The organism is Desulfonatronovibrio hydrogenovorans DSM 9292, from assembly GCF_000686525.1.
In the GTDB taxonomy this organism is placed as follows: domain Bacteria; phylum Desulfobacterota; class Desulfovibrionia; order Desulfovibrionales; family Desulfonatronovibrionaceae; genus Desulfonatronovibrio; species Desulfonatronovibrio hydrogenovorans.
Window position 1 is genome coordinate 731158 of record NZ_JMKT01000008.1, and the last position, 6000, is coordinate 737157.

Sequence of the window (6000 nt, forward strand, 5' to 3'; positions counted from 1 at the left end):
GGAACTAAGGGTGTTTAAATAAATTATCAACTAATAAAGATGGTTATCAAAAAAAGATCCGCAATGGTCTCCAGGTATGCTCCTTGCTTTATGTCAGGCATGAAACACCTAACCGAGTCCAAGCTCAAGGTCCTTTATGAGATCAGCCGGATAATCGGTCAGGCATTGCAGCTGGACAGGTCTCTGGAAAGCATCCTGGCTGTCCTGGCTGATTCCTTGTGCATGAACAGGGGCACGGTGACCATTCTGGATGACGAGACCGGGCTTCTGAACATCAGGGCTTCCCACGGCCTGTCCGGAAGTGAAAGGAAAAAAGGGATATACCGCCTGGGTGAAGGGGTGACCGGAAGGATATTTGCAACTGGGCAGCCGTTTATTGTCCCGGACATTTCCAAGGAGCCCCTGTTTCTGGACAAGACCGGGGCCAGGAGCATGGAAAAGGACCGGGTGTCCTTTATTGGCGTACCCATAGTTCTTCAGGGGGTTCCAGTGGGGGTGCTCACTGTTGACCGGCTGTTTGAGCAGGAAATATCCTTTGAAGAGGACATCAGGTTCTTGACCATAGTGGCTGCCCTGGTGGCCCAGTTCGTCAGCCTTAACAGGCAGGTCCGGGCCAGGGAAGAGGATTTGCGCCGGGAAAATCAGAGCCTCAAGACAAAATTGTCGAAAAGTGTTCAGAGGTTCTTTATAGTAGGTAAGAGCCGGGCCATGACCATGGTTCATCAGATGATTGAAAAAGTTGCCCCAACAAGGGCTACAGTGCTTTTTCTGGGCGAATCAGGTACTGGCAAGACCCTGACCGCCAGGATTATCCATGAACTGAGTGAACGGACCAACTATCCTTTTATCAAGGTGAACTGTGCTTCCCTTCCGGAGAACCTGCTGGAGTCGGAGCTTTTCGGTTATGAAAAAGGAGCCTTTACCGGGGCTGTAGGTTCCAAGCCGGGACGGTTTGAAGAAGCCCATAAAGGAACCATTTTTCTGGATGAAATCGGGGAGATGCCCCACGGAATCCAGGCCAAGCTGCTGCGTTTCCTCCAGGAAAGAGAGTTTGAACGCCTGGGAGGAACCAGGACCATCCGGGTTGATGTCCGGATAATTGCGGCAACCAACAAGGACCTGGCCGGTGCGGTCAGACAGGCCAGGTTCAGGGATGATCTGTTTTACCGGCTGAATGTCTTCCCCATCACTGTTCCGGCCCTGAGGGATCGAAAAGAGGATATCCCGGCCCTGCTGAATCATTTTCTGAATAATATTGCCAAGGAATACGGCCGTCGGCTGTACTTCACTCAGGCCTGTCTGGATTTTATGGTCAACTATGAGTGGCCGGGCAACATCAGGGAGATGGAAAACCTTGTGGAGCAGGTTTCAATTATGGCGGAAGGCAACAGAATTGATCTGATGGATCTGCCTTTGTACCTGATGGAAGGATCAAGGCCCAGCTCCGGAGGTCCTTTGGAAAACCGGACCCTGGAGCATGTTGAAAAAAAAGAGATCCTTTCGGCTCTGGAACGCAACTCCTGGATTCAGTCCAGAGCTGCCAGAGATCTGGGAATCACCCAGCGCCAGATGGGTTACAAGGTGCTCAAGTTCGGGCTCAAAGAACATATTGCTGAAAAAAAGACCCTGATCAGGGAGGAGTAAAGAGGATAATGAAGTTACAATATGCATTGGTCCTGTCCCAGGTGGCGGCTTTGCTGCTCTTGTTTGGATTATCCCTTACGCCTGAAGCACTGGTGAAGACTGCCGGGATGACAGGACTGCAATGGGCTATGGTTGCCGGCTGTTTTGCTGTAGGTGGGCTAGGTTTTGGCTGTATAGCAGCCCAGAATAAGCAGCTGGAGAAGGTCAGAAAGTATTTGAGGCTTATCAGCGTGGACCATGCCCGGATCCCGGGGCTGGACAGGATGGAAAGGATGAATGGTCTGGCACCCCACTTTAAGGAAGTAATCCAAAAGCTTGAAAGCCTTCATCAGCAGGCAGAGGGGGCAGAGGTCAAGGCTGCGTTCTGGCAGGACACGGCCGGCAAAAGTCGTGATTTTCAGGAAAACTACGCAACCCAGGCTGAGCAGGCCAGGTGCCGGACCATCATGTCAGCAGTGGACACCCTGAAGGATTCCATTTCCGGGATCATCCAGGAGTCGGCCCAGTTGGGCAGAGCTGTGACTGAGGCAGATCAGGGGGCCAGGGAACAGCAGCATTGTACTGATGAAGCAGCATCAGCCATGGAAGAGATGAATGCCTCCATCCTTGAATCCTCCAGACACGCAGCTCAGGCCTCAGAGTATTCTTCCCAGGCCAGCTCCAGGGCAGAAGCCGGTTCCAGAATCGTTCTGGAAACCATTGAGGCAGTGTCTGCAGTTTCAGAAAAGAGCAGGGACCTTTCCCAGTCCATATCCAGACTGGGCAGTCAGGCTGAGGCCATTGACAGGATAATCGAAGTCATCTCGGATATTGCTGACCAGACCAACCTCCTGGCTCTGAATGCGGCCATTGAAGCGGCCAGGGCCGGTGAAGCCGGACGGGGTTTTGCCGTGGTGGCTGATGAGGTCAGAAAACTGGCTGAAAAGACCATGCAGGCAACCCGGGATGTCAGTACGGAGATCGGTTCAATCCAGTCTCTGGTCAATGATTCCACCACAGAGGCCGGAGAGACCATCCGGCTGGTGGCTGAAAGCGCAGCCCTGGCCAGGCAGTCCGGAAAATCCCTGGAAGAAATCGTGACCCTGTCCAGGGAGTCTTCAAGCCGGAGCAGTTCCATAGCCGTGGCTGTTGAGCAGCAGTCCAAGGCCAGCGACGAGATTGCCAGGACCCTGAGCCGGGTCAGCTCTATTTCTTCTGCCACACATCAGAATATGTCCGAATCTGTGGCTGGGCTGGCAGGACTAGAAGAACAGGTCCAGAAGCTGACCACCCTGAACAGGGCCTTTGAACTCATTGGTCAGGGCCAGGTCCAGGACCTGGTTCGAAAGCTGGGGACATCGGAACTGATTCTGTCCATGGATCGGGAGAAACAGGAGCAGGCCCTGAGAGAGGTCATGGCCGGATTTGATTGCCTGGAATTGTTATATCTCACCGATGCCCAGGGGGTGCAGGTGATCAGCAATATATCCAGGCCTGGAGAAGAGTCTGAGGCTGACCATCAGGTTTTTGGTAAAGACTGGAGCAACAGGCCCTGGTTTGTGCAGGCAATGCAAAGCGAGCTGCCTCATATCTCCCAGGTCTATGTTTCCAGGGCCTCAGGCCGGGAATGCATAACAATCTCCGGGATGATCAAGGATGATCAAGGTCATCCCATCCTGGTCCTGGGCGCAGACGTGCGCATTGATGGAAGCTCAGAAAAACAGGCAGAGATCAGTTTTTCTGGTCCTGGCAGGCAAAGAAGCGGTCCAGTCCGGAACAGACATTAGGCATGGCAAAGATGATCAGATGATCACCAGCCTCAAGCCTGGTGTCACCGCTGGGGATGACAACCTCCTGGTTTCGGACAATGGTCCCGATGAGCAGACCTTTGGGAAAGCCTGTCTCAGCGATTTTTTTACCCACAACCTCGGCCTTGTCCGGCAGGACCAGTTCCATGATTTCAGCTGCCTCATCTTTGAGCAGGGAAAGGGTCAGGACTTCTTCCCACCTGGTGAATTTGAGGATCCGTGAAGCCGTGATCAAGTGAGGATTTATGGTTTCAGTAATACCAACAGCATTATAAGTCGAAGCATAACCAACCCTGGTTACTTCCGAGATAACCTTGTGCACGCCCAGCTTCAGGCCCATGACTGATGCAACCATGTTGGTCCGGTCATCTCCAGTGGCGGCAACCAGGACATCAGCTTCTGCGATTTCCTCTTCATTGAAATAGGAAAGGTCGGTTCCGTCTCCCTGAAGAACAATGGTCTTGCTCAAGGTCCTGTTGAGATGGTCCACTCGGTCTTCATCCTTTTCCAGGATCTTGCAGATGAAGGAGTGCTGCTTGTGCCCTTCCAGAATGGCAGCCAGATAATAACCGATCATGCCTCCGCCCAGAATGATGACCCGGTTGACTCTGGTCTCCCTGCGGTGCAGAAACCAGCTGGCCTCGCGCATGACCTCGGCGCTGCCGATCAGGTAAACCTTGTCTCCGGCACTGATCCTGTCTTTACCTCCAGGGAGAATAAAATCACCGTCAGGTTTCTTGATGCCAACCACGATACAGCCCCTGGGCAGGGTAAGATTCTGCAGGGGCTGGTTGGTGATCTCTGTTTTTTCAGCCACATTGACCGCCATGAGCATGACCTTGCCACCGGCATAATACTCCAGTTCAACAGCATCGGGAAAATGGATGATCTTGGCTATTTCCTGGGCCACGGTCTTTTCCGGGCTGATGATCATATCAATGCCCACCTGGGCCTGGCTAAGTCCTCCGGTGTCCACGTCGATGCTGCCTGCGCTTTCAGGGTTGCGCACCCTGGCCACGGTGTGTCTGACCTTGAAGGTCTTGGCGATCATGCAGGCGATTATGTTTACTTCATCGGATTCGGTCACGGCAATGAGCATGTCTGCGGATTTTATTTTGGCCTTTTGCAGGATGTCCAGGTTGGCTCCGTTGCCTTTGATCACCAGAAGGTCCAGGTCCTGGCTCAAGCTCTTGACCTTTTCAGGGTTCTTGTCCACCACCACGATGCTCTGATGCTTGAGGGACAGATTCTGGGCCAGTTCTCTGCCCACGTCTCCTCCGCCGATGATGATTATGTGCATACTGTACAGACCTCCACGGGCTCCATGAATTAAAAAATGGATCTTCGACGTTAGGCGCGGAATTGCTGCTCACTGTTTTTTGTTTGCCCCGCTTTTGGCCGGGATTTTTCTAATATCCGCCCAAGGGGGATATCTGCCCCCTCCGGACTCTTAACTATTTGGTTTGAGGAGTTATGCGTATATTTTTTGATTGTAAGAGTATATGGAGAAACCAACCTGTTTTGCGGTCCGGTTTCCCCCTGTTTGGCGTATCTAAGAAAACTCACCAGCCTGACGCTCTTGGCATACAAAAAAAGTGAGCAGCTTGTTTTTAAAAGAATCCACTTGAAACGTCGGGGAACCTAAAAAATGAGTTATAATAATTCAGAAGCAGGCTAAATCCAGCCCCTGTTTTTCAGGGTCCGGCTCAGATGGTCGGCCATAACCGGAGCTTTGCGAAAAAGATATACCCCAATGAACGCAGTGACAACTATGTATATTCCCAGGAAGACCCGGAGGGCAGCTTCAGCCAGGGCTGCAATGACCACTGAGAATTCCCCCCTGGGAACCAGGGAAAAGGCCGCCCTGAGGGCGCTTTTGAATGACAGTCCGTATAACCTGCCGCCCCAGAAGCCCACAGCTATTTTTGCAGCAATAGCCCAGATGATCAAGACGATCAGAGCTGTGGGAGAAACGATTCCCGTGCCAAAGGTTATGGATGTCCCGAACCAGAAAAAGAAAAAAGGCAGGCTCAAGTCCTTGATGGGGGTGATGATCTTGCCCATTTCCCTGGACGTGCCGGTTTCAGAGAGCATGACCCCGGCCAGAAAGGCCCCCAGGAGTTTGGAAAGATCCATGGCTTCAGCAATGCCGGCAAAAATCAGGGCAATGGCAATGGCAAACAGGGGCATAAAATCCCTGGTAATATAGCGGCCGATAAAAACATCCAGCCTCGGAACGTGTCAATGAAAGTGAGACACATTTCACAATAGTTTAAGCAACATTCTCTTTAGTACTGGGTTTGTTGATCCAAACCTCAGAAGGAAGCTGGGAATGTTGCGGTTGTCTGTATTTGAACCTCATGGGATTTTTCATATACGCCTTGTTCAGAACTTGATTTCTGGAGGAGATAACCTGTTCAGCCTGACCATAGTGGACTTGAGCCGGGGTTAAAAGGCTTATGCCCACATGTTTATGTTCATGGTTATACCAGGAGAAGAAATCACGGCCAAAAGAGCGTGCATCCTGAAGACAGCCAAATCTCTCAGGAAACCTGGGGCAATATTTCAC

Annotated in this window: 4 protein-coding genes and 1 pseudogene; 2 read left to right on the forward strand and 3 right to left on the reverse strand. The window is 51.9% G+C overall.

The annotated features are described in order from the left end of the window. Nucleotides 1-99: 99 nt before the first annotated feature. The gene (locus tag P771_RS0105020; protein WP_028574278.1) at nucleotides 100-1644 is read left to right on the forward strand and encodes a sigma-54-dependent Fis family transcriptional regulator; all 1545 of its coding nucleotides are present in this window, start codon (nucleotides 100-102) and stop codon (nucleotides 1642-1644) included. A gap of 8 nt (nucleotides 1645-1652) precedes the next feature. Beyond that, nucleotides 1653-3410 (forward strand): methyl-accepting chemotaxis protein, encoded by a 1758-nt coding sequence (locus P771_RS16525; protein WP_084301673.1) that lies wholly within the window; start codon nucleotides 1653-1655, stop codon nucleotides 3408-3410. Here P771_RS16525 and trkA read toward each other — a convergent pair. The 3 genes and pseudogenes from trkA to P771_RS19105 all read right to left on the reverse strand — a co-directional run. Continuing rightward, a complete protein-coding gene (gene trkA / locus P771_RS0105030) occupies nucleotides 3355-4731 on the reverse strand; it encodes a Trk system potassium transporter TrkA (RefSeq protein WP_028574279.1) in 1377 nt (458 codons plus the stop codon). The genes P771_RS16525 and trkA overlap by 56 nt on opposite strands. Before the next feature lie 374 nt (nucleotides 4732-5105). Then, entirely contained in the window at nucleotides 5106-5660 is a 555-nt protein-coding gene (locus P771_RS16530; RefSeq protein ID WP_337833570.1) for a cation:proton antiporter, read from the reverse strand. Nucleotides 5661-5703: 43 nt separating this feature from the next. Further along, a pseudogene (locus P771_RS19105) lies at nucleotides 5704-6000 on the reverse strand (IS3 family transposase); the annotation flags it as partial.

What these genes read in the sequence shown, in the direction of transcription:
- P771_RS0105020 (WP_028574278.1), top strand. Translation starts at nt 100, where the DNA reads ATGAAACACCTAACCGAGTCCAAGCTCAAGGTCCTTTATGAGATCAGC.
- P771_RS16525 (WP_084301673.1), top strand. Translation starts at nt 1,653, where the DNA reads ATGAAGTTACAATATGCATTGGTCCTGTCCCAGGTGGCGGCTTTGCTG.
- trkA (WP_028574279.1), bottom strand. Translation starts at nt 4,731, where the DNA reads ATGCACATAATCATCATCGGCGGAGGAGACGTGGGCAGAGAACTGGCC.